Origin of the sequence: Actinomycetospora lutea (assembly GCF_028737205.1) — a bacterium.
GTDB lineage: Bacteria > Actinomycetota > Actinomycetes > Mycobacteriales > Pseudonocardiaceae > Actinomycetospora > Actinomycetospora lutea.
The window spans coordinates 74,162-100,706 of the sequence record NZ_JAQZAL010000021.1; the positions used below are offsets into that span (position 1 = coordinate 74,162).

Here is a 26,545-nt window from a genome sequence, read left to right on the forward strand (position 1 = left end):
CCAGGCCGGCGCTCAGCCCCCCGTGGGCGGCTCGTTCGCGGCCTCGCCGGCCTTGTGCGTAGCGTGCCCGCCGAACTGGGCGCGCAGCGCCGCGACCGCCTTCATCGCCGGCGAGTCGACCTGCCGGGAGGCGAAGCGGGCGAACAGCGCCGCCGAGATCACCGGCGCCGGCACCGCGTGCACGATCGCCTCGTCGACCGTCCAGCGGCCCTCGCCGGAGTCCTCGGCGTAGCCGGTGATCTGGTCGAGGTGCGGGTCGGCCTCGAGGGCGCGGACCATGAGGTCGAGCAGCCAGCTGCGCACCACGGTGCCGCGGCTCCACGCCTTCATCACCGCGCCGACGTTGTCGACCGGCCCGCCGGCGGACAGCAGCTCGTAGCCCTCGGCGTAGGCTTGCATGAGGCCGTACTCGACGCCGTTGTGGACCATCTTCGCGTAGTGGCCCGCCCCGACCGGGCCGGCGTGCACGAAGCCCTCCTCGCGGGGCCCCTCGGGCCGCAGGGCGTCGAAGACGGGCAGCAGGCGCTCGATGTCGCCCGCGTCGCCGCCGGCCATGAGGCCGTAGCCCTCGGTGCGGCCCCACACGCCACCCGAGACGCCGCAGTCGACGTAGCGGACGCCCGTGGTGTCGAGGAGCTCCGCGTGCACGGCGTCGTCGGTGAACTTGCTGTTGCCGCCGTCGACGACCAGGTCACCGGCCTCGAGCAGGTCGGCGAGGCTGTTCACAGTGGAGTGGGTGGCCTCGCCGGCCGGGACCATGAGCCACACGGTGCGCGGCGCGGCGAGCGCCTTGACGAGATCGGCCAGCGACGCCACGTCGCCGGACCCGTCGTTGGCGTAGCCGACGACCTCGTGACCCGCGGCGCGGAGCCGCTCGGCCATGTTGCCGCCCATGCGTCCGAGACCGACCATCCCCAGCTGCACGTCGCGTTCCTCTCGTCGGCCGCCCCGCCGCGGGGCGTGCCCGGGCTCGGGTCGGGAGTCTCGGGGGCGGGCGGGTCTCAGCCCGGCAGCCGCACCGGCATCAGGAGGTAGAGATACCCGGGACGGGGATCCGGGAGATCGTCGGTGTGGTCGCCGGGACCGGGCTCGACGGCGGTGGCGCCGCCCTCGGCCGGTTCGGCGTCGCCGCCGTCCGCGTCGCCGGCGGGCGAGGCGGGCCGCAGCAGCGCGGGGCGGCTCGGGGTGGTGAACGACAGGTGCGCGTGGTCGGCACCGAGGGCGCCCAGGCCGTCGAGCAGGTAGCCGGGGTTGAACGCGATGGTCAGCGGCTCGCCGACGAAGCGGCAGGAGAGCTCCTCCTCGGCGCTGCCCTCGTCGTCGCCGCCCGCGGTGAGGCGCAGCGTGTCGTCGCCGAACTCGAGTCGCACCTGCGTGCCGCGCTCGGCCACCAGCGAGACGCGCTTGATGGCCTCGACCAGCGGGGCGATCTCGATGACGGCCGCCGAGGTGTGCTCCTTGGGCAGCAGCTGGCGGTAGCGCGGGAACTCGGCGTCGAGCAACCGCGTCGTGGAGCGGCGCCCACCGCCGGCGAGGCCGAGCAGGCCGTCGCCGCGGGCCAGGGCGAGCTCGATGCGCGAGCCGGAGGACGTCAGCGTCTTGGCCGCCTCGGCGAGCGTCTTGGCGGGGGCGAGCAGCGCCACCTCGCCCGACTCGCCGGCGCCCGCGCTCTCGCCCGGCTCCCAGGAGAACTCGCGGACGGCGAGGCGGAACCGGTCGGTGGCGGCGAGCGTCAGCGTCGAGCCGTCGATCTCGATGCGGATGCCGGTGAGCATCGGCAGCGTGTCGTCCCGACCGGCGGCCACCGCGACCTGCGAGACCGCCTGGGCGAACACCTCGGGCGCGAGCGCGCCGGCGACCGGCGGCATGTCCGGCAGCTGCGGGTAGTCCTCGGCCGACATGGTCGGCAGGCTGAAGCGGGCGTTGCCGCAGGCGATGGCGGCGCGCGGGCCGTCGACGGTGACGTCGACCGGGTGCGGCGGCAGGGCACGGGTGATGTCGGCGAGCAGGCGTCCCGACACCAGCGCGCGGCCGGCGTCGCCGATCATGGCCGGGACCTCGACGCGGGCGGAGACCTCGTAGTCGAACCCCGAGACCGTCAGCGTCCCGTCGCCGTCGGTGTCGAGCAGGACGCCGCCGAGGACCGGGACGGGCGCGCGGCTCGGCAGGCTGCGGGCGACGAAGGCGACGGCGTCGGCGAGGGCGTCTCGTTCGACGCGGAACTTCATCGCGGGTCCTCCCCCTGCTCGGCCGTGCTGTGTGATCCCTGGGTCGTGGTCCCCGGGGAGGGAACGCACCCGGCGCGGGTGCATCACGGTAGAGCGTGCAGGAGGGGTCCGACACTCCGGGCCCGGTCTCGATCCGAGCCGATCGGGTGGCCCGCGCCCGATCACGGCGAGGCGCGCTCCACCCGTCCACACCACCTGTTCTTCTGGAGTTCTCTGAAGAGAGAAGAACAGTAGAAGCAGTAAGTCCTGTGCGTGGTGTGGATCGCGGCCGTCGGCGCTGGTGGGGCGGCCGGATCCGGTGTGGACACCTCGGGTCGGGCGGTGCCCGGATCCGGGGACGGATCGGCGTGTCCGGTGGACGGACCCCGCTTCGTCCTGCTCGTCCCTGCCGTTTCCACCGGCCCGGGGCGGATGTCCACAGACTTGTCCCCAGCTGTGGGTCGATCGGGAGTCGAACGATCGCGGTGTGCTACCGGGGTCGGTGCTCGGCGATCGGACGCGACGACTCGCCGCGCGCCGCGGGCTCCAGTGGTCACGCTCGGTCGCTCGACGAGCGGCGATATCTCGACGCAGCGTCATCATTCCGTGCCCGGAGCAGTGTGCCGCCCCGCGTGCCGGGCGCCGTGGGGTGAGCGAGGGCGTCCCTGGCTGCGTGGGAGGCAGCGAGGGACGCCCTCGCTGCTGCCGGAGGGCGCGCAGCACAGGGGCGCGCGTCACAGGGGTGCGCGGCCACCGCCCGGCACCGCGAACGGCTGCTCCTCCGGGAGCGACCTAGCCGCGGGCGCGCTGCTTGATGCGCGCGGTGAGCTCCTGGACCTGTTCGTAGGTCCGGCGCCGTTCGGCCATCTCCTTGCGGATCTTCTTGTCCGCGTGCATGACCGTGGTGTGGTCGCGGTTGCCGAAGGTCTGCCCGATGCGGGGCAGTGAGAGGTCGGTGAGCTCGCGGCACAGGTACATCGCGATCTGGCGGGCGAGGGCGAGCGCCTTGGTCTTGCCCGGCCCGCAGAGGTCGTCGATGGACACCGAGTAGAACTCGGCGGTCACCGCCATGATCGTCGGCGCGGTGATCTCCGACTGGCGGGAGTCGGGGATGAGGTCGCGCAGGACGATCTCGGCGAGCTGCAGGTCGATCGGCTGCCGGTTGAGCGACGCGAACGCCGTGACGCGGATCAGCGCGCCCTCGAGCTCGCGGATGTTGCGCTCGATGCGGTCGGCGATGAACTCGAGCACCTCGGGCGGCGCGGCCATCCGCTCGCCGGCGGCCTTCTTGCGCAGGATCGCGATGCGGGTCTCGAGCTCGGGGGGCTGGATGTCGGTGATCAGGCCCCACTCGAACCGCGTGCGCAGGCGGTCCTCGAGCGTCTCCAGCCGCTTGGGCGGACGGTCGGAGGACACGACGATCTGCTTGTTCGCGTTGTGGAGGGTGTTGAAGGTGTGGAAGAACTCCTCCTGGGTCCCCTCCTTGCCCTCGAGGAACTGGATGTCGTCCACGAGGAGCACGTCGACGTCGCGGTAGCGGCGCTGGAAGGCCACCTTGCGGTCGTCGCGCAGGGAGTTGATGAAGTCGTTGGTGAACTCCTCGGTCGACACGTACCGCACCCGCATCCCCGAGAACAGCCGCTGGGCGTAGTGCCCGACGGCGTGGAGCAGGTGGGTCTTGCCGAGCCCGGAGTCGCCCCAGACGAACAGCGGGTTGTAGGCGCGGGCCGGTGCCTCGGCGACGGCGACCGCGGCGGCGTGCGCGAAGCGGTTCGACGCCCCGATGACGAAGGTGTCGAACGTGTACTTCTCGTTCAGCCGGGTCTGGGAGCGCGGGGCGCCGCGCGCCGGGTCGGGTCCGGTGTGGCGCAGGTCGGCCATCGGCTCGCCGGGCGTGCGCGGCGGCCAGATCTCGTGGACGGCGGCGAGGCCGTCGCGGACCTCGTCGACCTCCTCCTCGGGGTGCGCCCGGTCCGGGTTGTGGGTGACCCGCCCGACGCCGGCCGCCGCGGCGATCGCCTCGGCCCGGTGCGACGAGGTCGGCTCCGTCGGCGAGGACGTCGCGGCGAGGTAGCCGGTGTCCGGGCCGGTGTCGGTGCCGTGGTGGTCGTGGTGCCCGTCCGCGGACGGGTCGCCGTTCCCGGACGCGGGCAGCGTCACGCGCGGGAGCGGGGAGGTGCTGGGGCCGACCCCGGGCGCGGGCCGCGCGCTGTGGTCGACGCGGACGGCCAGCGAGACGGGCCGGCCGATGTGGCGGGACAGAGCGGCGACGATCGGGTCGCGCAGGGCCCGCTCGATGGCCTCCTTGGCGAACTCGCTCGGGGCGGCCAGCAACGCGGTGTCGTCGAGCAGCCCCAGCGGTCGCGTCACCCGCACCCAGGCCCGCTGCTGCGGGGAGAGCATGGCGCCGTGGCCGGACCCGGCGGTCAGCTCGGCGACGACCTGACCCCAGGTCTCGTCGAGGTCGAAGAGCTGGTCCGACACCGCACCCCCTCCGTCCCTGACCCGCCGTGAGGACCGTCCGACCCGCCCGTGGGCATGCGCGTCCACAGTCTTGTCCACAACTGTGCACGACGGCTCGCCGGCGGTGACGGGCGGGTGCGGCGGGCGCCCCCCAGCGCCCGGGTCCTCTGTGTGTCCCCCCGCTCGGGCGGCACATGTGCCGGACCCGGGGCCGAGGTCCGCGTCCTCGGCGAGTGGTGGACGCTAACAAGGTCTCGGCAGCCCCCACAACCTCCCCGCCCCGGGTGGTCGCACCCGGGGTGCGCCCGCCCCGGGCGGTACCGGCTACCCTGGTCACGACCGGAGCCGACGCCCGACGGGGGCGTGTGGCACCCACCGTGGCGCTGCGATCACGCAGTGCGCCTGGAGCAGGAGAACGCGAAAGTGGCCAAGGGCAAGCGCACGTTCCAGCCGAACAACCGTCGGCGGTCGAAGACCCACGGCTTCCGGCTGCGCATGCGGACGCGCGCCGGCCGTGCGGTGCTCGCCGCGCGTCGCCGCAAGGGCCGCGACACGCTCAGCGCCTGATCGGTGTGCGGGCACGGCCCGCCGGCACCACAGCACGGACGGGACCGCTCCCTCGGGGACGCGGTCCCGTCGTCGTGTGTGCCGGGCCGTCGTCCCCGACCGCGCCGGCTCCGCCTCATGCTGCCCCGCCCCCGCCGGATCACCCGGCCCCAGGACTTCCGTCTCGTGCTGCGCCGGGGACGGCGCGCCGGGAAGCGTCGGCTCGTCGTGCACGCGCTCGCGCCCTCGGTGGTGCCGTCGACCCCGGACCGCCCGGCGCGGGCGGGTCTCGTCGTGGGGCGCACCGTCGGGCCCGCGGTCGTGCGGCACCGCGTCAGCCGGCGGCTGCGTCACCTGCTGCGCCCCCGGCTGGAGGCGCTGCCGTCGGGGACCGACCTGGTGGTCCGCGCGCAGCCCGCGGCCGCCGGCGCGACCTCGGCCGAGCTCGGTGAGGACCTCGACGCCGCGATCGCCCGCCTGCGGCTCAGGGACTGAAGAGGTAGTTGCGCTCGGTGTCGACGATTCCCGCGACGGGCCGCCAGCCCGCCGCCCACGTGTGCGCCCGGTACCCCAGACCGCCGGTGAGCCGGGCGAACAGCTCCGCGGCCCGCACGCCGTACTTGAGGGTGTGCCGGTCCTCGATCTCGAGCAGGAGGTGGGGCCGGTGAGCGGCGAGGGTGCCGACCGCCCCGTCGAGCAGCGCCCCCTCGGCGCCCTCGACGTCGGCCTTCAGCAACGACACCCGACCGGGCACGAGGTCGGCGACCACGGCGTCGAGCGTCTCGACGGCCACGGACTCCAGGCGGTGCCCGGCGAACTCGCGGTTCGGCCCGGCGTCCCGCGCCCCCGCCGTGACGTAGGCGCGCCCGTGGACGGGCACCCCACGACGGCGGGGGACGGAGAGCTCGGCGGTGCCGGGCGCATCACCGAGGGCGAGGCGGTGCAGGTGCACCCACGACAGCCCGGCGGCGCGGACCCCGAGCTGCAGCGCCCGGTGCGCGCCCTGCTGGGGCTCGAAGGCGTGCACGGTGCCGCGCGACCCGACGAGGTCGGCGAGAACGTGCGTGTAGAGCCCGAACTCGGCGCCGACGTCGAGACAGACGTCGCCGGGACCGACGAGATCGGCGAGTCCGAGGATCTCCTTCTCGACGGGGGCGCCCCGGCCGGCGGCCGCGACGAGCGCCGCGCGGACCGCGCGCGACCGGCGGGTGCCGCCGAGCTCGGCGTTGGGTCGTTCGGTGGGCGGCCCTCCGGCGATCGACACGGCGCGGATGCTCCCACGGGTGCGCGACGGCCCTGCCCGGGCGGTCGCTTCCCGGCCCGTGGACGGGCACCATGGAACCGACGACCGGGACCGGCGCGCGCACACCCGCGACGCGCGGCCGTGGCCCCGACGAGGAGGACGGGATCGGTGGGTGAGGTGGCCGCGTCCCCCGACGCCGGTGCACGCCGCCCGTCGATCGCGGTCCGTGCGCTGGTCGCCGTGCTGCGCTTCTACCAGCGGTGGATCTCGCCGATGTTCCCGCCCTCGTGCCGCTTCCACCCCAGCTGCAGCGCCTACGCCGTCGGCGCGCTGCGCACCCACGGGGTCGTGATCGGCACGGGGTTGACCCTGGTCAGGGTGGCCAAGTGCGCACCCTGGCACCCTGGAGGCCTGGACCCGGTGCCGCCCCGAGACCACCGGACCTGGTGCGGGTGGCCCCGCCGCGCCGCCGACACGGGGGCTGACACCCCGGACACCGAGGAGCGAGAGCAGTGCTGAACTTCATCTACTACCCCGTGTCGGGAATCATGTGGTTCTGGCACGAGGTGTTCGGCTTCGTCCTCGGGCCCGCCAACGGTTTCGGCTGGGCGCTGTCGGTGATCTTCCTGGTCTTCACCCTGCGCGCGCTGCTGATCAAGCCCTTCATCAGCCAGGTCCGCTCGATGCGGAAGATGCAGGAGTTCCAGCCGCAGATCAAGAAGCTGCAGGAGAAGTACAAGAACGACCGGACCAAGCTCGCCGAGGAGATGCAGAAGCTCCAGAAGGAGCACGGGGTCAACCCCCTCGGCGGCTGCCTGCCCCTGCTGGTCCAGCTGCCGGTCTTCATCGGTCTGTTCCACGTGCTGCGCGGGTTCCAGCCGAACTACCCGTACAACTACGTCTTCGACCGGGCCGACATCGAGTCGTTCCTGAACGCCGACCTGTTCGGGGTGCGGCTGTCGGAGGCGGTCGCGGGCGGGATGCCCGCGCCGGGCAGCTTCTCCTTCACCTTCGGCGACTTCCAGGCGAGCGTGCTGCCGGTAGCGCTCCCGCTGATGATCGCTGCGGCGGTGGCGACCCACTTCACGGCGCGCGTCTCGCAGCAGCACCAGAGTGCGGCCGCCGCGGCGAACCCGCAGGCGGCGATCATGGGCAAGATCACGATGTGGCTGTTCCCGGCCGGTCTGCTGGTCTTCGGTGTCTTCTTCCCGATCGCGATCCTCATCTACTTCCTGAGCCAGAACACCTGGACGCTGGGCCAGCAGTTCCTCATCTACCGCAAGATCGCCCGCGAGGAGGAGGAGAAGAAGGAGCAGGCGCGCGAGCAGCGTGACGCGCTCGCCCCCAAGCCGGGCCAGAAGCCGCAGGTCGGCCAGAAGCCGCAGGTGGGCCAGAAGCCGCAGGTGGGCCGGAAGCCGCAGCGCCAGGTGGCCGAGACCGAGACGGTCGCCGCCGACGACACGGGCGACGGCACGGGCGATGCCACGGACGACGCCACGGGCGACGCCACGGGCGATGCCACGGACGACGAGGCACCGTCCACCTCGTCCCCCGCCGGCCGCAACGGCGCGGCGACGGGCAACGGCAAGAACGGGTCCGGACGTCGTGCCCCGGGCAAGGTCGGGCCGGCGCGGTCCGGCGGTGCGCGCCAGAGCTCCGGGAACGCGAGCCCGGGCAAGGTCAAGAACGGCTCGGGCAACGGGTCCGCGAACGGCTCGGGCGGCCCCGGGAACGCCGGCAAGGGCGGCGGCAAGGGCGGCGGCAAGGGCGGCCAGCTCACGTCGTCCGGCCAGGGCAACAAGCGCGGCAAGAAGAAGAAGTAGCCCCGCCGGCGGCGAGTGGTGGCGGCCTCCGGTGCCGCCTCCTCGCCGCCGCGGGTCCCCCGGCCGCCGCGCGCCAGCGCGAGCCGGACCCCACGACCCGCACGCGCGCGAGAGCGGCGCGGCGCGTGCCAGGAGAGGCCCCTCGGGGCCCGGCGGAAGGAGACGGCGTGTCGGAGACGGTGGCGTCGCAGGAGAAGGACGAATCGGCGCAGGCGGGGTCGGGCGGGACCGACGCCGCCCCGGCCGCGGACGCGACGCGCGCGGAGCGCAGTTCCGAGGACCAGCTCGTCCGCGAGGGCGACATCGCCGGCGACTACCTCGAGCGCCTGCTCGACATCCTCGACTTCGACGGGGACATCGACCTCGACGTGGAGGCCGGCCGCGCGGTGGTGAGCGTGGACGGCGGCAAGGACCTCGAGAAGCTCGTGGGTGCCCGGGGCGACGTCCTCGAGGCCCTCCAGGAGCTGACGCGCCTGGCGGTGCAGCAGTCGACGGGCTCCCGCAACCGCCTCATGCTCGACGTCGCCGGCTGGCGCTCGCAGCGCCGCTCGGAGCTGACCGACCTCGGTCGCACGGCGGCGCAGGAGGCCAAGGACACCGGGCGCGCCCAGCGGCTGCGCCCGATGACGCCGTTCGAGCGCAAGATCGTGCACGACGCCGTCGCCGCGGCCGGCGGGGTGCGCAGCGAGAGCGAGGGCGAGGAGCCTCGCCGTCGCGTCGTGGTCCACCCGGCGGGCTGAGCACGGTGCCCGGGACGCCTGTTCCACGTGGAACACGACCGTGAGCACGACCCACGACGGGTCCGCGGACAGCACGGGCCCGATCGACACCCCGGCCGTGCCCGAGACGCCGGCCGCGGCCGCGGAGGTCTTCGGTGACCGTCTGGCGGCCGCGGAGCGGTACGTCGCGCTGCTCGCCGGACCCGGTCACGAGCAGGGTGTGATCGGCCCCCGCGAGCTCCCGCGGCTGTGGGACCGGCACGTCCTCAACAGTGCGGCGGTCGGCGAGGTCCTGCCGTCGGACGCCACGGTCGTCGACGTGGGTTCGGGGGCCGGCCTGCCCGGCGTCCCCCTCGCGCTCGCGCGGCCCGACCTCACGATCACGCTCCTGGAACCGATGGCTCGCCGGGTGGCGTGGCTGGAGCGCGTGGTGGACGAGCTCGGGCTGACCGTCACCGTCGTCCGCGGGCGCGCGGAGGAGCGGGAGGCCCGCCGGCGGTGCGGGGAGAGCGACGTCGTCACGGCGCGCGCCGTGGCGCCGATCGGGCGGCTCGCGACCTGGACGCTGCCGCTCGTGCGACCGGGTGGGATCCTGGCCGCGATGAAGGGCGCGAGCGCCGCGAGCGAGGTCGAGCGGGACCGCAAGGAGATCCGTGCGGCCGGCGGCGACGATCCCCGCGTGGTGCGGTGCGGCGTGGGAGACGCGGCGACCACCGTCGTGCTGGTAAGCCGGAGCGAGCGACGCGGCCCCTCCCCCGGTTCCGGACGCCGCGCCCGCGGCAGGAAGGATCGTGCCCGTGACTGAGCGACCGACCTCCCCGTCCGGCCGCACCGTTCCACGTGAAACGCGCGGCGACCGCCCCTCCGCCGAGAAGGTGCGCGAGGCCGTCAGCGACGCCGCGGCGAGTGTCGGCGCGGGCGTGGTCGGTGCCGGCGAGGTCCTCTACCCGCACGGCGGCGAGGGCCTCACGCCGATCGCGGAGGAGGCGGCGCGCGCCGCGCGGGTGCTGCACCCCGAGGACCACCGGCTGCCCCGCCCGTCGGAGCGCCGCATCATCACCGTCGCCAACCAGAAGGGCGGCGTCGGCAAGACGACCAGCACGGTGAACCTCGCCGCGGCGCTGTCCCTGCACGGCGCGCGCGTGCTCGTCGTCGACCTCGACCCGCAGGGCAACGCCAGCACCGCCCTGGGCGTCGACCACCGCAGCGGGACGCCGTCGATCTACGAGGTCCTCCTCGGCGAGATGACGATCGACGAGGCCGCCGCGGTCTGCGAGCGCTCCGACGGGCTGCTGTGCGTCCCGGCGACCATCGACCTGGCCGGCTCGGAGATCGAGCTCGTGTCGATGCTCAACCGCGAGTCGCGCCTGAAGAACGCGCTGACGACCGAGGCGCTCGACCGGCTCGACGTCGACTACGTCCTCATCGACTGCCCGCCGTCGCTGGGCCTGCTCACCCTGAACGCGATGGTCGCCGCGCCCGAGGTGCTCATCCCCATCCAGTGCGAGTACTACGCGCTGGAGGGCCTGTCGCAGCTGCTCAACAACATCGCCCTCGTGCAGTCGCACCTCAACCCGGGGCTGCACGTGTCGACGATCCTGCTGACCATGTACGACGGCCGGACCAAGCTCGCCGACCAGGTGACCTCCGAGGTGCGCAACCACTTCGGCGACGTCGTGCTCCGCACGGTGATCCCGCGCAGCGTCAAGGTCTCCGAGGCGCCCGGTTTCGGCCAGACGGTGCTCACCTACGACCCGGGGTCCCGCGGAGCGATGAGCTACCTCGACGCCGCCCGGGAGTTCGCCGCCCGCACGATGGTGCGGCGCCAGCCGGAGGGCGAGGGAGCGCGATGAGCGAGAGGACGGACACGGAGCGCAGCGGAGCTGGACCATCGAGAGTGGAGCGTCGGGGTGGTTTGGGGCGTGGCCTCGCCGCGCTGATCCCCACCGGACCCCCCGAGACCGAGGGCACCGCCGCGCCGTCGCGCCACGGCCTGGGCAACCAGGCGGCCGACGTCGTGTTCGGGTCCCGTCGCCAGGAGACGGCCGCACCGCCGGCCGAGGAGCCCGCGTCCACGGCGAACGGCGCACCGTCCGCTCCGGAGGTCTCGGGCGAGGTCGCCGGCGCGGTGTACCGCGAGGTGCGCCTGGCGGGCATCCGCCCGAACCCGCGGCAGCCGCGCACGGTGTTCGACGAGGAGGCGCTCGCCGAGCTCGAGCACTCCATCCGCGAGTTCGGGCTGCTGCAGCCGATCGTCGTCCGCGAGCTGGCCGAGCCGGAGCCGGGCGTCGACGGCGGGCCCACCCTGACCCACGAGCTGGTCATGGGCGAGCGGCGCTGGCGGGCCGCCCAGAAGGTCGGCCTCGAGCACATCCCCGCGATCGTCCGGCGCACGCCCGACGACACGCTGCTGCGCGACGCGCTGCTCGAGAACATCCACCGCGTCCAGCTCAACCCGCTCGAGGAGGCGGCCGCCTACCAGCAGCTGCTCACCGAGTTCGACGTGACGCACGAGCAGCTCGCCGACCGGATCGGCCGCAGCCGCCCGGCGATCACCAACACGATCCGGCTGCTCCGGCTGCCCGTCGCCGTGCAGCGCCGCGTCGCCGCCGGGGTGCTCTCGGCCGGCCACGCCCGCGCCCTGCTCGGTCTGGACGACGCGGGCGCGCAGGAGGAGCTCGCGGCGCGCATCGTCGCCGAGGGCCTGTCGGTGCGCGCGGCGGAGGAGGCGGTGACCCTCGCCCGAGGTGGGCAGCCGCCCGCCAAGCGGGCGCCGGCCCGCCGGCCGATTCACGCGCCGGGGCTGCAGGACCTCGCGGAGCGGCTGTCGGACACCTTCGACACCCGGGTCAAGGTCGAGCTGGGTCAGCGCAAGGGCCGGATCGTCGTCGAGTTCGGCTCCGTGGACGATCTGGAGCGGATCGCGCGTCTGATGGGTCCGGACTCCTCCTCGGGCCCCCTACCCCAGGATTGATCGTCCAGGCCCCCAGCGTCGATCTGGGAGCGCCCTGAGATCGACGCAGAGCCGCGGCCGGCGCCCGGGTCCGACCGCGGTGGGTGATTCCGGGGGACGGTTCGTCCACTCGGGGGACCCGCGACCGGCACCGTCCGGAGCGGGAACCGTATCCTCACGCGGGCAACGGTCGGGCGGACGCAACGATGCGGAGCCCGTGCCCCCATGCCGGGGAGTCGGGGAAGGCGGAACGCGTGTCGCGCACCTGTGTCGGGGTCACCCTCGACAACATCGAGGAGCTGCCGAAGCAGTGCCGTCGTTGTGTCTACTGGGAGATCCCCCCACACCTGTCCGACCAGGCCGAGGAGTTCGGCACCCTCGAGCTCGAGAAGGAAGCCTGGGTCTCCGGCGTCCTCCTCGAGTGGGGTTCGTGCGGCCGGGTCGCCCACGTCGACGGCGTGCCGGCCGGGTTCGCGTTCTACGCCCCGCCGACGGTGGTGCCCCGCGCCGCGGCGTTCCCGACCGCGCCCGTGTCCCCGGACGCCGTGCTCCTGTGCGGCCTGCACGTCCTGCCCGACTTCGCCGGTGAGGGCCTCGGGCGCCTCCTGATCCAGGACGTCGTCCGCGACCTCACGCGCCGCGGGGTCAAGGCCGTCGAGTCGTTCGCCGACGACACCGAGCGCCCGCGCGCCGAGGGCCACGGCCGGACGGACCAGGACACGCCGACGTGCGTGCTCCCCGCGGCGTTCCTGCGCGCGGTCGGCTTCAAGACCGTCGCACCGCACCCCCGGTGGCCGCGGATGCGCTACGAGCTGCGCACCGGCTTCAACTGGAAGGAGGATGTCGAGGCCGCCATCGCCCAGCTCCTGGGCTCGGTGACGATCTCGACGGCTCCGGCCGCCGCGCCGGCCCGGGCCTAGGGTCGCGGCAAGCCGGCGAGAGGGGTCTGGCGAGAGGGGTCGGCGGCCCGGCGGTCAGACGCCGGCGGGCCGGTTGCTCTCGCGTTGCAGGACCTCGGCCCAAGTGAAGGTGCCGGTGGGCTTGTCGTCCTGGCCGAGCAGATAGAGCCGCTTGACCGCGACGAGGATGCCCTCGGCGACGACGTCGCGGAACCCGGGGTCGAGCAGGGCGGCGCGGTCGCGGTCGTTGGTCAAGTAGCCGATCTCGACGCGCACCGCGGGCATGCGGGTGAGCCGCAGCAGCTCCCAGGGGCGCGGGTGCACGCCGCAGTCGAGCATCCGGGTGCGGGCGAGGAGCTCGCGGTGGATGAAGCCCGCGAGGGCCTCGCCGACCGTGGAGGTGGCACCGGTGCCCGTGCCGAAGTGGAACGCGGCGAGCCCGTTGGCGGCGGGGCTGGCGTTGGCGTCGACGTGCAGCGAGAGCACCACGTCGGCCCCCGCCGAGTTGGCGAACCCGGCGCGCTCGGCGTCGGTGGGGCAGTCGTGCGGGCCGTGGGAGAGCAGCGCCTCCATGCCGGCCGCGGCCATCCGGCCCTCGAGGCGGCGGGCGACGTCGGCGACGATCCCGGCCTCGGTGACGGCGTCGGCGCCCTGGCCCACCGAGACGCCGCGGTCGGCGCCCCCGTGGCCGGGGTCGATGACGATGCGCTTGCCCGAGAGCCGGGGCCCGGCGCGGTGCAGGCGCTCCTGCTCGCGCAGCAGGCCCGGGCGGCCGCCGGTGACCTTGCGGCCGAGGTAGCCCAGGTGGCGCAGGGTGCGGGGGCCGCACATGCCGTCGGGGCTCATGCCGTAGTCGCGCTGGAAGCTGCGCAGGGCCTGCTCGGTCTGGCGTCCGAACACGCCGTCGGCGCGCCCGGAGTCGTACCCGAGCTCGAGGAGGCGCTCCTGCAGGGAGAACACGTCGTCCCCGGTGAGCGGCTGCTGGGTGTTGAGCAGCAGCATGCGATCGCCGAGGGCCCAGCGCGCGTCGCGCAGGGCGCGGTAGGTGGCGGGCCCGACGATGCCGTCGGTGATCAGTCCACGGTGCTGCTGGAAGATGCGCACGGCCTGCTCGAGGGCGTCGTCGAACAGGGCCGGACCAGGGCCGGCCGGCTCGAGGATGCCCATCTCCTCGAGTGCTGCCCGGACCTCGGCGACCGGCGGGCCGGCGTCACCGCGGCTCAGCAGCTGCATGCACATCGCTCCCGATCGTCGGCGTCCGGCATCCGGACTCCAGGGGTGGTCGCGCTTCACTGGCGTCTCATTGTGCCCTGTCCGGGGCGCCGCGCCGTGAAGCGGGGCAATGTCGTTCGCGGGCCGCGGGTCACGGTTCGGGCTCGCCGAGCGGATACGCGACGGCGCCGGGCGGCCGTCCGGGGGGGACGGTCACCCGGCGCCGGGTGCGATGGACGGTCGCCGGTCCTCCTGGGGGAGGAGATCAGGCGAGCACGTCGGAGAGGTCGTCGAGCAGGACCGACTTCGGCTTGGCGCCGACGATCTGCTTGACCGGCTTGCCGCCCTGGAAGACCAGGAGGGTCGGGATCGACATGACCTGGTAGTCGCGCGCGGTGGCGGGGTTCTGGTCGATGTCGAGCTTGGCCACGGTCAGCTTGTCGCCGTGCTCGGCGGCGATCTCCTCGAGGACCGGCGCGACCATCTTGCACGGGCCGCACCAGGTCGCCCAGAAGTCGACGACGACGGGCTTGTCGCTGCTCAGGACCTCGTCGGCGAAGGTGGCATCGGTGACGTTCACGGGCGCGCTCATCGCGGCTTTCCTCTCCCAGGGGACGGTGACGGGATGTCGGTGTGGATCAGGACGGGGCGGGGACGGCTGCGTCGGAGGCACCGATCGAGGCGAGGCCGTCGACCTCGGCACCGTCGACGCCCGGTGTGGGCGGCGGGGCGGTGTCGCGGGTGTTGCTCGGCTGCTCGGCGAGCCAGCGCTCGGCGTCGATCGAGGCCTGGCACCCGCTGCCGGCGGCCGTGACGGCCTGGCGGTAGGTGTGGTCGACGAGGTCGCCGCAGGCGAACACGCCGGGGATGTTGGTGCCGGTACCCGGCAGCGCCACGCGGACGTAGCCCTCGTCGTCGGTCTCGACGACGTCGCGCACGAGGCCCGAGCGCGGGTCGTGGCCGACGGCGACGAAGAAGCCGGTCACGTCGAGCGTCTCCTCCTCGCCGGTGATGGTGTTGCGGACCCGCACACCCTCCACCGTCGTGTCGCCGAGGACCTCCTCCACCACCGTGTCGGTGCGGATGGTGATCTTCGGGTCCTGCCGGGCGCGCTCGAGCATGATCCCGGATGCCCGGAACTCGCTGCGCCGGTGCAGGATCGTCACCGACCGGGCGAAACGCGTGAGGAAGGTGGCCTCCTCCATCGCGGAGTCGCCGCCGCCGACCACGACGATGTCGTGGTCGCGGAAGAAGAAGCCGTCACAGGTGGCGCAGGCGCTGACGCCGCGGCCGAGCAGCTTCTCCTCGCCGGGAACGCCCAGGTAGCGGGCCTGCGCGCCCATCGCGAGGATGATGGCGCGGGCGCGGTACTCGCGGCCGTGCGCGCGCACCGACTTGACCTCGCCGGTGAGGTCGAGGGCGTCGACGTCCTCCGGGCGCAGGACCGCACCGAACCGCTCGGCCTGGCGCCGCATGCGGTCCATCAGCTCGGGGCCCTGGATCTCGTCGGCGAAGCCGGGGTAGTTCTCGACACCCGTGGTGGTCATGAGGGCGCCGCCGAACTGGCTGCCCTCGAACACCACCACGTCGAGCTGGGCGCGCGAGGCGTAGACCGCCGCCGTGTACCCGGCCGGGCCCGAGCCCACGATGATGACGTCGTGGATGGTCTGGTCGCTCACGTGGGCGTCAACGTCCCGGGGGCGCTCAGGATTCCCCGGCGCACGCCCCTCACCGGCCGACGAGCGTGTCGGACACGGTGAGCGGTGCCCCGGCGGCGCATCCCGGCTCGACGACCAGCACCCGGAAGCGCGCGGCCACCCCGGTGGGCAGGACGAGCAGCACGCCGGGCCGCCCGTCGACGACGACCTGGCGTGCGCCGGCCGGTCGGGCGTCCGCCGGCACCCCGTGGGCGGCCAGACAGCCGGCGAGGCGTCCGGGATCGGTGAGCGGTCCGTAGTCGGTGCGGCCCAGGCCGGCGCGCAGGGCCGACACGCCGTCGCCGCCGGCGAGCACGGGCGCGGGCGGGCCGCTGGGGGCCGCGGTCGGGGTGGGCGCCGGGCTCGCGGGTGTGGTGAGGGAGGCGACCAGCGCCGCGACCGCCGCTGCGGCCGCGACGACGGCCACCGCGGCCCCGAGGAGCACGCGCCGGGACCGGGCGGGGCGCTCGTCGCCGGCGGGCGGGGCGGCGCGCTCCGCCGCGAGCGCCCGGTCGATGTCGCCGAGCAGCCCGGCCGGCATCGCCGGGGTCTGCGCGCCGTGGGCGGCGAGGTCGGCCCGGGTGCGCGCCAGGGCGGCGGCGACGGCGGGGTCGTCGGGATCCGGCGGGTCGGCGTGGTCGGGCCGGCGGTCGTCGTCGGTCACGGTCCTCCTCCCCTCCGGGTCCGTCCGCTCGGTCCGCTCGTGGATTGGACGCCGCCGGGGTCCCCGGCGTTCCCCCCGGTCTCGTCGCGGGGCCGCAGGTGGCCGAGCACCCCGGCCAGGCGGCCCCGGGCGCGGGCGCACCGGCTCTTGATGGTGCCCTCCCGCACGCCGAGGATCGCGGCGGTCTCGCTGATCGAGAACCCGTGCACGTCGACGAGCACCACGGCGAGCCGCTGGCCGTCGGGGAGCGTGGCGAGGGCGTCGGCGACAGTCAGGCGGGTGAGGTGGTCGTCGATCCCGTCGCGCGGGACGGGCAGGTCGTGACCGGCGAGCGGCTCGACGGCGTGGGTGCGCCGGCGCCGGATGCGGTCGAGGCAGGCGTTCACGGTGATGCGGTGCAGCCACGTCGACACCTCGGACTCCCCGCGGTAGCGGTGCGCGCCGCGCAGGGCGGACACGAAGGTCTCCTGGACGGCGTCGGCGGCGTCCTCGCGGTGGTCGAGCGTGCGGAACGCCAGCAGCCACAGCCGCTCGGCGTAGCGGCGCACGAGCTCGTCGAACGCGCCGGCCTGGCCCGCCACGTGCGCCGCGAGCAGCTCGCGGTCGCTGCGCGGGTCGGGCGGCGCGTCGGGCACGCCGCGGGACGCTAGTGCGCGGTGTCCCGCCGCCGTGGCCGTTCGGGAAAGCTGGTCTAGGGACCCGCGCGCTCGATCGTCACGTCGGCGAGCTCGCTGAGGTACCGGTCGTCATCGTCCTGGCCCAGCGCCGTGATCCAGATGAGCAGGTTGCCCGTCGGCGGCGCCGCCTGCAGGGGGATCCGCAGCTCGTCGCCCTCGACGGTCCCGGTGCCCAGGAGCTGGGTCTGCGCGACGGGAACGTCGGCGGCGGGCGCGGACCGGATCTCGATGCGCGTGCCGGGGCTCGGCGAGCGGACCGTCACCGCCGACACCGCCGAGGGCGCCGTGAAGGTGGTCATCATCCCGATGCCGGGCTTGAGCGCGGGGAGCTGCTGGCGGTACTGCGAGGTGGACCAGGTGGTCGACGGGTCGTTGTCCGCCGCGCGGTTGATGCGCGTCGGGTTGTCGGGGCTGCCGGCCGGGCTGTACACGGCGACGCTCGAGAGCTGCACCGGACCGCCCGGGGCCGGCGCGGGCGCCGGGGCGGGCGCGGGTGCCGGGGCCGGGGTGCCGGGCGGCGGGGCGGCCGCCGAGGGCTCGGGCGGGATGACGACGACCGGCGGGGCCGAGGTTCCGCCGCCCGCGACCACCGAGACGACCTGGTAGGTCACGAACCCGAGGATCGCCAGGGTGGCGATCACGAGCGCGGTGACGCCGAGCCGGAGCTTGCGCCGGCGGGAGGGATCGGGGCCCGGTTCCGGGACGGCATCGTCGTGCCAGACCTCGGTGGGGTCGTCGGCGTCGATCGTCTGGCCGTTCTCGAGCACCGGCAGCAGCACGCCGTCGTCCTCGAGGCCCTCCCGCATCTGGGTCACGAGGCGGTGGACGGCGGCGGCGGTCCGGATGCCGCCGTCCTCGTCGAGGGTGCGGTCGACCAGCGCCGCGAGCTCGGTCGGCAGGTCGGGACGCAGCTGGCGCGCCGACACCGGCGCGCCGTCGGGGCCGTGCGGCGCGGGCCGCAGGCCGGCCGGGGTCCGGGCGCCCTCGCTGCCGGGCCACCGCGCCGTGAGCAGCAGGTAGAGCAGGGCGCCGAGACCGTGCACGTCGTCGGCGTTCGAGGCGTCGCCGCGCGGCATCGGGAACGCGAGGCGGGTGGCCGCGCGGGCGCTGACCCGCACCCGCTGCGGGTGGTCGAGCCCGAGGACGAGCCCGGAGCGGTGCGCCGCGGCCACCGCGTCGGCCAGCGGCTCGATGACGCGCAGGGCGGCGCTGGGGCGCAGCGGGCCGTCGGCCACGAGCTCGGCGAGGTCGCGGCCCGGCGTCCAGTCGGCGACCGCGGCGCCCAGCACCCCGGGCGGGAGCGGGCTGCCGCCGGGCCGGACGACGTCGAGGATGCGGGCGGCGTGCGGGTGCTCGAAGTGCGCCGACCGGGTGGCGCGCGACAGGGCCGCGGAGGCGCGCGCGTCGCCCTGCCAGGGGCCGACGAGCAGCGTGATCGCGACGTCGCGCTCGAGCATCACGTCGCGCGCCTTCCACAGGGTGGCGTCGGCGCTGCGGTCGCGGCCCACCTCGGCGACGAGGCGGTAGCGGTCGGCCAGCAGGGTGCCGGGCATGAGCTGTCCGGCGGCGGGCAGCGGGCCGGACGACGGGCCGGGGCGCACCGGTCCGCCCGGGCCGGCGGGTCCGCGCCCGGGCCGGCGGGGCGGCACGGGGAAGGAGCCCGACGGCGGGCCCGGCGGTCCGCCGGGGCCCGGTCCCTGCGCGGCGGGGCCGCGCGGTGCGCGCCCGGCGCCTCCGCCGGAGCCGTTGGGGGGCGGGGTCGCGGTGCCGGTCGTGCCGTTCGCCCCGCTCTCGGGCGCGCCGGCGGCCGCCTCGGCGCGGGAGACGTGCATGGTCGGTCCGTCGATGCCCACGCCGGTGCGGCGCGGCGCGCGCGACTCGTGCCCGTTCGGCTCCTGCCGGACGGCCTCGGTCTCCTCGGACGAGGGGCCCGTGGGCGTGCGCTCCCCCGACGGTTCGCCGGCCACCTCCCTCACCTCCCCCTCGACGTCGCGAGCCTACGGGACCACCGGTCCGCCTCGGGGGACGCCGGGCCCGCCGTCGGGGTTGCCCGATGACACCCGCGTGGACCAACGTCAGGCGCTGGGCGCCCGTCCCCGCCCGAGCAGCCGCCGCAGGCGGGACACCACGGGCTCCAGCTCGGGCACGCGCAGCACGCGCATGGCCACGGCGACGACCACCAGGAAGACCACCGAGCCGCTGACGAGCACGAGCCACGACCGCAGCACGAGCGACGCGCTCCCGCCGAGGACCCGCTCGAGCAGCGTCACGCACAGCACGGCCACCAGCACCGCGACGATCGAGGCGAGCAGCGTCAGCACGAACGTGCGCAGGACCCGGCGCGTGTCGAGGTGTCCGAGGCGCACCCGCAGCCAGATGTTGCCGACCACGAGGCCGACGACGAACCCGAACGCGTTGACCCCCGCGAGCCCGAGGACGACCTGCTCGGGCGGCAGCAGCACCGGGCAGAGGTACGCCATCGGCACCTTGAGCGCCGTGATGACGACCATGATCAACGTCGGCGTGCGGGCGTCGTTCATCGCATAGAACACGCGCATCTGGAGCATCACGACGGCCATCGGGAGCAGGCCGAACGCGGACGCGGCCATGGCGCCGCCGAGCGAGGCGGCGCCCTCCGGGCCCGATCGCCCGACGCTGAACAGCGCGACGCCGAGCTGCGAGCCGAAGACGGTGAGCAGGGCGCTCATCGGCAGCAGGGTCACCGTGGACAGGCGGGTGCCCAGCGAGAGGTCGGCGACCACCTGGTCGGTGCGCCCGTTCGCGGCCGCGGCGCTCATGCGGGGCATCAGGGCGGTCAGCAGCGACACGCCGAGCACGCCGTACGGCACCTGGATGAGCAGCCAGGCATAGCTGTAGATCGCCGGTCCGCCCTCGTCCGACCCGGAGGCGACCCGCAGGATGGCGGCGAGGCCGACCTGGCTGACCAGCACGTACCCGACGACCCACGCCGCGAGCCCGCCGAACGCCGAGAGGCGGCGGTCCCACCCGAAGCGCCACTTCCAGTGGAAGCCGACGCGGCGCATCGCCGGGAGCATCACCGCGGCCTGCACGACGATCCCGAGCGTGCTGCCCACGCCCAGGACCAGCAGCTGGGTGTCCGAGATGCCCACGGGGGGCGACGGGAGCACCGCGTAGATCCCGAGGGCGACGAGCGCGACGAGGTTGTTGAGCACCGGTGCCCACGCCGCGGGACCGAAGTTGGCGCGCGAGTTGAGGATCGCGCCGAACAGGGCGCCCATGCCGTAGAAGAAGATCTGCGGCAGGAGCAGGTAGGCGAAGTCGACCGCGAGCTCGACGTCGACGCTCGGGTCCAGGTACGGGCGGATGAGCAGGGGCGCCGCGACCACCGCGAGCGTGGTCGCCAGGAGCAGGCCCACCGTCGCGCCCGAGAGCAGCTTCTGGGCGAACGCGTCTCCGCGGTCGCCGTCCTCCTTCGCGGCCTGGACGAGCACCGGGATGACGACGCTGGTGAGCACCCCGCCCAGCAGGAGCTCGAAGATGATGTTCGGGAGGGTGTTGGCGACGTTGAACGAGCTGCCGACGAGGTTCAGGCCGACGATCGCGGTGAGCCCCAGCGTGCGCAGGAAGCCCGTGAGACGGCTCACGAGGGTCGCGACCGCCATGCCGCCCGACGCCTTCACCAGCGCCTTGTCGTCGCGGCCGGGCCCGACGTCGCTGGGGGCGCGCGGCGCCGGGACCGCGGACGCGTCCTGCTCGAGCGGCGCGCGCGGGAGCAGCACGGTCTCGTCGAGCGACCCCGCGACGCTCCACGACGCGAGCGGGGCCGGGCGCGCGGTGCGCACCGTCCGCTCGTCGCGCGCTCCGGTGCGCAGGGCCTCGGTGCGGTGCGGGTCGACCGCCGGGCGGCCGGGCACCGTGGCGGTGAGGTCCCCGGCGTCGGCCGGGTCGGCGGCGGCCGTGGTGTCGACGGCCTCGACCGCGGCGGTGGGCGCGGTCAGGCCGGTGGTGGACGCCTCGTCCGCGGCGGCGCCCGGGGGTGAGCCGGGCGGGCGGACCGGGGGCAGGGGCGGACCGCCAGCGGTCCCGGCCGGAGCCGGACGCCCTGCGCCGGGCCGTCCGGGGCGACCCGACGGCGGCGGGCCGGCCGGCGGCGGGCCCGACGGCGAGGGGCCGGACGGGAGCGGCGGCCCGGCCGGCGGACCCGGCGGCGCACCCCGCGGAGGGGCGGGCGGAGGGGCGGGCGCCCCGCGGGGCGGCGCGGGCGGGGGCCGCGGGGGTCCCGGCGGCGGACCCTGTCCCGGGGGCGGCCCCGAGGGTGCTGGTGCCCGGGGTGGTCCCTGCGGTGGTGGTCCCTGCGGTGGCGGTCCCTGCGGCGACCGTGCCGGCGGCGCACCGGCCGGTGGGGCCGGCGGCGGACCGGCCGGCCCGGACGGCGCGATCGCCCCGGGTGCCGGCCCGGCCGTCGGACGCCCCGGCCGGTCGGGCGGGACGTCGCCGTGGGCGGGCGGCGGGGGGACGACGTCGGGAGCGGCGTCGGGAGCGGCGTCGGCATCGCGCCCGGTCCCGACCTCGTCGGCGGGCTCGTCGTCCGGCCGGCGGCCCGGGTCGCGGGCGGTCACCGTCTCTGCAGCTCGCGTGTCGGGAGGTCCGACCCGCCCGGCCCGTCCGGGCCCGTCGGGCCGCGACGGCGTCTGCGGCGGGACCTCCGGTCGCGCCGGGCCGCCAGCACCCGGCGAGCGATCCGGACGCTCGCCAGGATCACCAGCACGACGGCTGCGGACGCGGTCAACCACACCGTGATCGTGCCGTAGGCCGTCGATCGCAGCAGCAGGCGAGCCGTGGGACCGAGAGGTTCACCCCCCGGTGTCCGGGCCTGCGCGTCCACCTGGAACTGCCCGGCGCGGGTGACCTCCACCTCGACCTGGACCTGCCTGCTACCGAACGCGGGCACGGTCACGACCGGCAGCGGGGTGGTACGCAGGCCGGCCGTGGGCTCGAGCACGACCTGGACCCGCACGGCCACCGGCAGGCGGTTCTCCACGGTGAGCAGCAGGGGGGCGTCGTTGGTCCCCAGCGAGTACGAGCCGGACGGCTGGACGACCCGCACCGCCGCGCGCAGCTCGTCGACCTGCCGTTCGACCCCGCCGACCTGCGCCTCCTGGGCGGGCGGATCCCCGCGCCACGCGGCGGAGACGCTGCGCAGGACGCCGTCGGTGAGCGGTTCGACGAAGTCGGACGGGGACGGCGCGCCGACCCCGTCGCGCTCGGTGGCGGCGAGCAGCTCGCGCTGGCGGTCCCGGACCACGACGGCGCGCGCCACGAGGGGCTCGGCGATCGCGTCCACGTCCCGGGAGCGGGGTCCGAGCGTGGCCGGGGGCAGCGGGGTGGCGGCGCCGACCGGCCCGACGAGGGTGGCGAGGTCGACGGGACGGGCGAGGCCGAGGCGGGCGAGGTCGTCGACGCCCGCGAGCAGGGCGCCCGCCTCGGCGGTGCTCGCGGCCCAGTCGGTGGGCGGGGCGAGCACGGTGACCGGCGGGACGCCGGTCGCGGGCGCCTCCTGCAGGGCGCGCAGCCCCAGCACCCCGAGGGCGTCCTGGGTGGCGAGCGGCGCGGACGTGCCGGCGGGGCTGGTGGAGTCCCCCGGGTCGTCGTCGGCGGTCCGCGGGCCGAGCGCCGTCAGGGCGACCGGGTCGAGGGTGACGGCGGCCGGTCCGGGCGCGCCGGGCAGCCGGGCGAGCGCGCCGGTGGGCAGCGTGCCGTCGAGCACGTCGCCGTCGAGGAGCACCGCGCGGGTGCCGCGCCCGGCGAGGTCGGCGAGGGCCCGCTCGTCGAGGAGGCCGCCGGCGGGCCAGACGGTGTCGGGGACCGGCGTGGTCCCGAGGATGTCGCCGACGCGCCGGGTGCCGGTGCTCAGCGCCGCCGCGGAGAGGTCGGTGGCGCCGCGCGCGGTGGCGACGAGGTCGGTGCCGGCGTAGGGCAGGGCGGTGACGCAGCGTCCCCGCGCCTGGGTGCGGACCGCGTCGAGCCACCGGCCCGCGGCCGCCGCGCCCGCGCCGGGCACGGTGCCGCCCGCGGTGCGGACCTGGTAGCCGCCGGCCATGGCCTGGGCGGTCTCGAGCAGGTCGGCGTCGACGGCCAGGCACACCGAGCGCGCGGCCGCCGAGCCGGGCGGCGCCGCCCGGCCGAGGGCGTCGACGAGCCCCGCGAGCCGGCCGCCGGGGGCGAACGAGGTGGCCAGGTCGTCGTCGGCGAGCAGGGTCGGCGCGCCGGGCAGGACCGGGACGCGCCGGGGCCGGTCGGCGAGCGGGTAGAGCAGCGAGACCGCGGTGGCCCGGCCGACCGGTGGCGCCGCCGGGGGGCCCTCGCCGGGGACGCCGACCACCGGCAGCAGGAAGCGGACCGCGCCGAGGCGGGTCGCGCCCGCGCTGCCGAGCGCGCCGTCGACGCCGACCAGCATCGGGTGCACGCCCGACGCGGCGATGCCCAGCGATCCGGGGCCGGTCAGCGGCACCCGCACCAGGAACGGCGCCTCGGTGGCCGGGGCGACCGCCGGGGCGACCTCGACCGGCGGGGTCCGGACCGCCGCGCCGCCGGTCCCGCCGTCGAGCGCGCCGAGCGCGGCCCGGCTGCCCGCCACGGCGGCGCCCCGCTCGAGACGCACGTCGACGTCGCGGGCGGTGACCGCCGAGCGGTTGACCACCCGCCCGCTGACGACCAGCTCCGGCGGCCCGTCGGCGGTGACCACCCGGGGCGCGAGCGTGTCGAGCACCACGTCGACGGAGCGTCCGGTCGGTGCCGCCGTGGGTGCCGCCGTGGGTGCCGCCGTGGCGGCCGGCGCGACCAGCACCAGCAGCAGGCCCACCAGCGCGAGCACGAGGCCCGCGCCGTGGGCCCGACGGAGACGAGCTGCTCCCCGCGGACGGCGGGGAGGGCTCACGCCGACTCCTCCAGGATCTGGGCGGCGCGGCGCACCAGGCGGCGCTCGTCGGCGTAGGCGAGGCGGGAGTCGAGCTCGCCGAGCGGCACCCACGCCACCTCGGTGACCTCGACGTCGGCGTCGGAGAGCTCGCCGCCGTGGGCCCGCAGCAGGTAGTGGTGCACGGTCTTGTGGATGCGGCGGTCCTCGGCCACGAACCAGTAGTCGATGCTGCCGAGGAACGCCCGCACGGACGCGATGATGCCGGTCTCCTCCTCGACCTCGCGCACGGCGGCCTGCTCGGCGGTCTCGCCCTCCTCGAGGTGGCCCTTCGGCAGCGACCAGAGCAGGCGCCCACGACGGTCGAGGCGGCCGATGAGGGCCGCACTCGTGCCGGCGGCGTCGACGACGAGGCCTCCCGCCGAGGTCTCGTCGACCGTGCGCATCCGCCGCCGGGAGCCACGCCGTCGCCGGTCGCCGGACCGGCGGGACGGGCTGGACACGACCGCGATCGTACGGCGCCCCCGCCGTGACGGGGATCTGTCCGCGGGTCGACGCGCGGGTGTCGTCCCGGCGGATCCGCCCTCCCGGTCCCGCATCCTGCTCGCGGTAGCCTGTCCTGTCGTGCCCGGACCCGCGCCAGCCCCTTCGTCCACGACCGGCGCCGATCACGCGGCGGTGGTCGAGATGGTGAGCTACTCCCCCGTGGCGGACGAGCTCGCCCGGCGGTTCGCCGACGCCGGCCACCGCCTCTACCTCGTCGGCGGTAGCGTGCGCGACGCGCTGCTCGGCCGGCACTCCACCGACCTGGACTTCACCACCGACGCGCGGCCCGACGCGATCCAGCGCCTGGTGTCGGGCTGGGCCGAGGCGGTCTGGGACACCGGCATCGCCTACGGCACGGTCGGCGCGGTCCGCCACGGCGTGACCTGCGAGGTCACGACGTTCCGCGCGGACGCCTACGACGGCGTGACCCGCAACCCCGTGGTCGCGTTCGGCGACACCGTGGAGGGCGACCTCGTGCGGCGCGACTTCACCGCCAACGCGATGGCCCTCTCGCTGCCCGACCGCACGTTCGTCGACCCCTACGGCGGGCTGGCGGCGCTGGCGCGCGGCGTCCTCGACACCCCGACCGACCCGCGGACCTCCTTCGGCGACGACCCGCTGCGCCTGCTTCGGGCGGCGCGCTTCGTCTCCCAGCTGGGCTTCGAGGTCGCGCCGAGGGTCGAGCAGGCGATGACGGAGATGGCGCCCGAGCTGGGCCGGATCACCGCCGAGCGGGTGCAGGCGGAGCTGACGAAGCTGCTGCTCGGCGCCCACCCGCGGCGCGGGATCGAGCTGATGGTCGACACCGGGCTCGCCGACGTCGTGCTGCCCGAGGTGCCCGCCATGCGCCTCGAGATCGACGAGCACGCCCAGCACAAGGACGTCTACGAGCACTCGCTGACGGTCATGGAGCAGGCGATCGGGCGGGAGGGCCCGGACGGCCCCGACCTCGTCCTGCGCCTGGCCGCCCTGCTGCACGACATCGGCAAGCCGGCGACGCGCAAGGTCGAGCCCGGGCGGCGGGTGAGCTTCCACCACCACGAGGTGGTCGGCGCGAAGATGACCCGCAAGCGGCTCCGCGAGCTGCGCTACCCCAAGCAGGTCATCGAGGACGTCGCGCAGCTCGTGTTCCTGCACCTGCGCTTCCACGGCTACGGCAAGGGCGAGTGGACCGACTCCGCCGTGCGCCGCTACGTCACCGACGCCGGGCCGCTGCTCGACCGGCTGCACAAGCTCGTGCGGTCGGACTCGACGACGCGCAACAAGCGCCGGGCCGCCGCGCTGCAGCGCTCCTACGACGACCTCGAGGAGCGGATCACGCGGATCGCGCAGGAGGAGGACCTGGCGCGCGTGCGCCCGGACCTCGACGGCAACGCGATCATGGAGCTGCTGGGCATCCCGCCGGGCCCGCTGGTGGGGAGGGCCTGGCGCCACCTCAAGGACGTCCGGCTCGAGCGCGGGCCGCTCGACCACGACGAGGCCCGCGAGGAGCTGCTGCGGTGGGCCGCCGCCGAGGGGATCGGGTCCGCGGGGGAACCCGAGGACTGAGGCTGCGTCGAACCCGGTGTGGGATCCTTGCGCTACGCCTTCGGCACCGGGGAGGGCCCGGTGCACCGCCACGTCTCGCGTGCCGACCGCGACCTGGGCCCGACCGGCGACCCCGACGCGGTCGCCCTCGACTTCGACGGCGACGGGCGGGTCGACGACGCCCTGTGGGACGCCGACGGCGACGGCGTCGCCGACCACTCGGTGCTCGACCTCGACGACGACGGCCGCCCGGACCACGCCTACACCGACCCGTCGGGTCGCGGCCTCTGGGACGTCCGTGCGCCGCTCCCCGGGGCCGATCCGGTGGCGACCGGCGCAGCGCTGAGCTGGACCGACGTGCGCGGCCGGTCGGCGGAGGCCACGGCGGGGCTGGACACCGACGGCGACGGGGTGCTCGACGGGGTGGCGGTGGACGCCGACCACGAGCCGGGTGCGGAGGTGGTGTGCGAC

23 protein-coding genes are annotated in these 26,545 nt (G+C 75.6%); 10 read left to right on the forward strand and 13 right to left on the reverse strand.

The features are described 5' to 3' along the window. Positions 1-12: 12 nt before the first annotated feature. From gnd to dnaA, 3 genes are all read right to left on the reverse strand, one after another. Positions 13-1,005, reverse strand: coding sequence for a phosphogluconate dehydrogenase (NAD(+)-dependent, decarboxylating) (gene gnd, locus PHK61_RS21915; protein WP_420791426.1), 993 nt, complete (start codon positions 1,003-1,005; stop codon positions 13-15). Then, the gene (dnaN, locus tag PHK61_RS21920) at positions 1,002-2,228 is read right to left on the reverse strand and encodes a DNA polymerase III subunit beta (RefSeq protein ID WP_274283142.1); all 1,227 of its coding nucleotides are present in this window, start codon (positions 2,226-2,228) and stop codon (positions 1,002-1,004) included. Before dnaN ends, gnd begins: the two co-directional genes overlap by 4 nt. 771 nt (positions 2,229-2,999) lie before the next feature. Then, positions 3,000-4,691, reverse strand: coding sequence for a chromosomal replication initiator protein DnaA (gene dnaA / locus PHK61_RS21925; protein ID WP_274283143.1), 1,692 nt, complete (start codon positions 4,689-4,691; stop codon positions 3,000-3,002). Between the two features lie 402 nt (positions 4,692-5,093). Between dnaA and rpmH the strand changes: the two genes are divergently transcribed. Both rpmH and rnpA read left to right on the forward strand, forming a co-directional pair. Beyond that, on the forward strand, positions 5,094-5,237 hold the full coding sequence (gene rpmH, locus PHK61_RS21930) for a 50S ribosomal protein L34 (protein WP_274283187.1): 144 nt from the start codon (positions 5,094-5,096) through the stop codon (positions 5,235-5,237). A gap of 117 nt (positions 5,238-5,354) precedes the next feature. After that, a complete protein-coding gene (rnpA, locus tag PHK61_RS21935) occupies positions 5,355-5,711 on the forward strand; it encodes a ribonuclease P protein component (RefSeq protein ID WP_274283144.1) in 357 nt (118 codons plus the stop codon). Here the strand turns inward: rnpA and PHK61_RS21940 are convergent. Continuing rightward, positions 5,701-6,480 carry an FkbM family methyltransferase gene (locus PHK61_RS21940; RefSeq protein WP_274283145.1) on the reverse strand — a complete coding sequence of 260 codons (780 nt, stop codon included), beginning with the start codon at positions 6,478-6,480 and terminating at the stop codon, positions 5,701-5,703. The genes rnpA and PHK61_RS21940 overlap by 11 nt on opposite strands. A gap of 147 nt (positions 6,481-6,627) precedes the next feature. On the opposite strand from PHK61_RS21940, the gene yidD reads away from it, so the two are divergent. From yidD to PHK61_RS21975, 7 genes are all read left to right on the forward strand, one after another. Continuing rightward, positions 6,628-6,978, forward strand: a complete 351-nt coding sequence (yidD, locus tag PHK61_RS21945; RefSeq protein ID WP_274283146.1) for a membrane protein insertion efficiency factor YidD — start codon at positions 6,628-6,630, stop codon at positions 6,976-6,978. Continuing rightward, positions 6,972-8,282: a membrane protein insertase YidC gene (gene yidC, locus PHK61_RS21950; RefSeq protein WP_337993993.1), complete on the forward strand. Its 1,311-nt coding sequence runs from the start codon at positions 6,972-6,974 to the stop codon at positions 8,280-8,282. Before yidD ends, yidC begins: the two co-directional genes overlap by 7 nt. A 167-nt stretch (positions 8,283-8,449) precedes the next feature. Then, positions 8,450-9,022: a Jag family protein gene (locus PHK61_RS21955; RefSeq protein ID WP_274283147.1), complete on the forward strand. Its 573-nt coding sequence runs from the start codon at positions 8,450-8,452 to the stop codon at positions 9,020-9,022. Positions 9,023-9,104: 82 nt separating this feature from the next. Next, positions 9,105-9,806: a 16S rRNA (guanine(527)-N(7))-methyltransferase RsmG gene (gene rsmG, locus PHK61_RS21960; RefSeq protein WP_420791427.1), complete on the forward strand. Its 702-nt coding sequence runs from the start codon at positions 9,105-9,107 to the stop codon at positions 9,804-9,806. Positions 9,807-9,921: 115 nt separating this feature from the next. Beyond that, on the forward strand, positions 9,922-10,854 hold the full coding sequence (locus tag PHK61_RS21965; RefSeq protein ID WP_274283189.1) for a ParA family protein: 933 nt from the start codon (positions 9,922-9,924) through the stop codon (positions 10,852-10,854). Further along, the gene (locus PHK61_RS21970; RefSeq protein WP_274283148.1) at positions 10,851-11,975 is read left to right on the forward strand and encodes a ParB/RepB/Spo0J family partition protein; all 1,125 of its coding nucleotides are present in this window, start codon (positions 10,851-10,853) and stop codon (positions 11,973-11,975) included. Before PHK61_RS21965 ends, PHK61_RS21970 begins: the two co-directional genes overlap by 4 nt. A gap of 233 nt (positions 11,976-12,208) precedes the next feature. Then, positions 12,209-12,874 carry a GNAT family N-acetyltransferase gene (locus tag PHK61_RS21975; protein WP_274283149.1) on the forward strand — a complete coding sequence of 222 codons (666 nt, stop codon included), beginning with the start codon at positions 12,209-12,211 and terminating at the stop codon, positions 12,872-12,874. A 54-nt stretch (positions 12,875-12,928) separates the two neighbouring features. On the opposite strand, the gene PHK61_RS21980 is transcribed toward PHK61_RS21975, so the two are convergent. From PHK61_RS21980 to PHK61_RS22020, 9 genes are all read right to left on the reverse strand, one after another. Further along, positions 12,929-14,086 carry an N-acetylmuramoyl-L-alanine amidase gene (locus PHK61_RS21980; RefSeq protein ID WP_274283150.1) on the reverse strand — a complete coding sequence of 386 codons (1,158 nt, stop codon included), beginning with the start codon at positions 14,084-14,086 and terminating at the stop codon, positions 12,929-12,931. Positions 14,087-14,330: 244 nt separating this feature from the next. After that, entirely contained in the window at positions 14,331-14,657 is a 327-nt protein-coding gene (gene trxA, locus PHK61_RS21985) for a thioredoxin (protein WP_274283151.1), read from the reverse strand. 46 nt (positions 14,658-14,703) lie between these two features. Beyond that, positions 14,704-15,744: a thioredoxin-disulfide reductase gene (trxB, locus tag PHK61_RS21990; protein WP_274283152.1), complete on the reverse strand. Its 1,041-nt coding sequence runs from the start codon at positions 15,742-15,744 to the stop codon at positions 14,704-14,706. 49 nt (positions 15,745-15,793) lie between these two features. Further along, positions 15,794-16,426 (reverse strand): hypothetical protein, encoded by a 633-nt coding sequence (locus PHK61_RS21995; RefSeq protein ID WP_274283153.1) that lies wholly within the window; start codon positions 16,424-16,426, stop codon positions 15,794-15,796. Then, positions 16,423-17,061, reverse strand: a complete 639-nt coding sequence (gene sigM, locus PHK61_RS22000; protein WP_274283154.1) for an RNA polymerase sigma factor SigM — start codon at positions 17,059-17,061, stop codon at positions 16,423-16,425. Before sigM ends, PHK61_RS21995 begins: the two co-directional genes overlap by 4 nt. Before the next feature lie 56 nt (positions 17,062-17,117). Further along, entirely contained in the window at positions 17,118-19,070 is a 1,953-nt protein-coding gene (locus PHK61_RS22005; protein WP_274283155.1) for a protein kinase family protein, read from the reverse strand. Positions 19,071-19,178: 108 nt separating this feature from the next. After that, the gene (gene murJ, locus PHK61_RS22010) at positions 19,179-21,704 is read right to left on the reverse strand and encodes a murein biosynthesis integral membrane protein MurJ (protein ID WP_274283156.1); all 2,526 of its coding nucleotides are present in this window, start codon (positions 21,702-21,704) and stop codon (positions 19,179-19,181) included. Then, positions 21,701-24,022: a DUF6049 family protein gene (locus PHK61_RS22015; RefSeq protein WP_274283157.1), complete on the reverse strand. Its 2,322-nt coding sequence runs from the start codon at positions 24,020-24,022 to the stop codon at positions 21,701-21,703. The genes murJ and PHK61_RS22015 overlap by 4 nt, the downstream gene beginning before the upstream one ends. Next, complete coding sequence (locus tag PHK61_RS22020) at positions 24,019-24,447, reverse strand: NUDIX hydrolase (RefSeq protein WP_243741718.1); 429 nt, start codon at positions 24,445-24,447, stop codon at positions 24,019-24,021. Before PHK61_RS22020 ends, PHK61_RS22015 begins: the two co-directional genes overlap by 4 nt. 178 nt (positions 24,448-24,625) lie before the next feature. Here PHK61_RS22020 and PHK61_RS22025 point away from each other — a divergent pair, with 178 nt between their 5' ends. Further along, positions 24,626-26,095 carry a CCA tRNA nucleotidyltransferase gene (locus PHK61_RS22025; protein WP_274283158.1) on the forward strand — a complete coding sequence of 490 codons (1,470 nt, stop codon included), beginning with the start codon at positions 24,626-24,628 and terminating at the stop codon, positions 26,093-26,095. Positions 26,096-26,545 lie beyond the last annotated feature (450 nt).

What these genes read in the sequence shown, in the direction of transcription:
- trxA (WP_274283151.1), bottom strand. Translation starts at nt 14,657, where the DNA reads ATGAGCGCGCCCGTGAACGTCACCGATGCCACCTTCGCCGACGAGGTC.
- PHK61_RS22020 (WP_243741718.1), bottom strand. Translation starts at nt 24,447, where the DNA reads ATGCGCACGGTCGACGAGACCTCGGCGGGAGGCCTCGTCGTCGACGCC.
- dnaN (WP_274283142.1), bottom strand. Translation starts at nt 2,228, where the DNA reads ATGAAGTTCCGCGTCGAACGAGACGCCCTCGCCGACGCCGTCGCCTTC.
- PHK61_RS21970 (WP_274283148.1), top strand. Translation starts at nt 10,851, where the DNA reads ATGAGCGAGAGGACGGACACGGAGCGCAGCGGAGCTGGACCATCGAGA.
- rnpA (WP_274283144.1), top strand. Translation starts at nt 5,355, where the DNA reads ATGCTGCCCCGCCCCCGCCGGATCACCCGGCCCCAGGACTTCCGTCTC.
- PHK61_RS21980 (WP_274283150.1), bottom strand. Translation starts at nt 14,086, where the DNA reads ATGCAGCTGCTGAGCCGCGGTGACGCCGGCCCGCCGGTCGCCGAGGTC.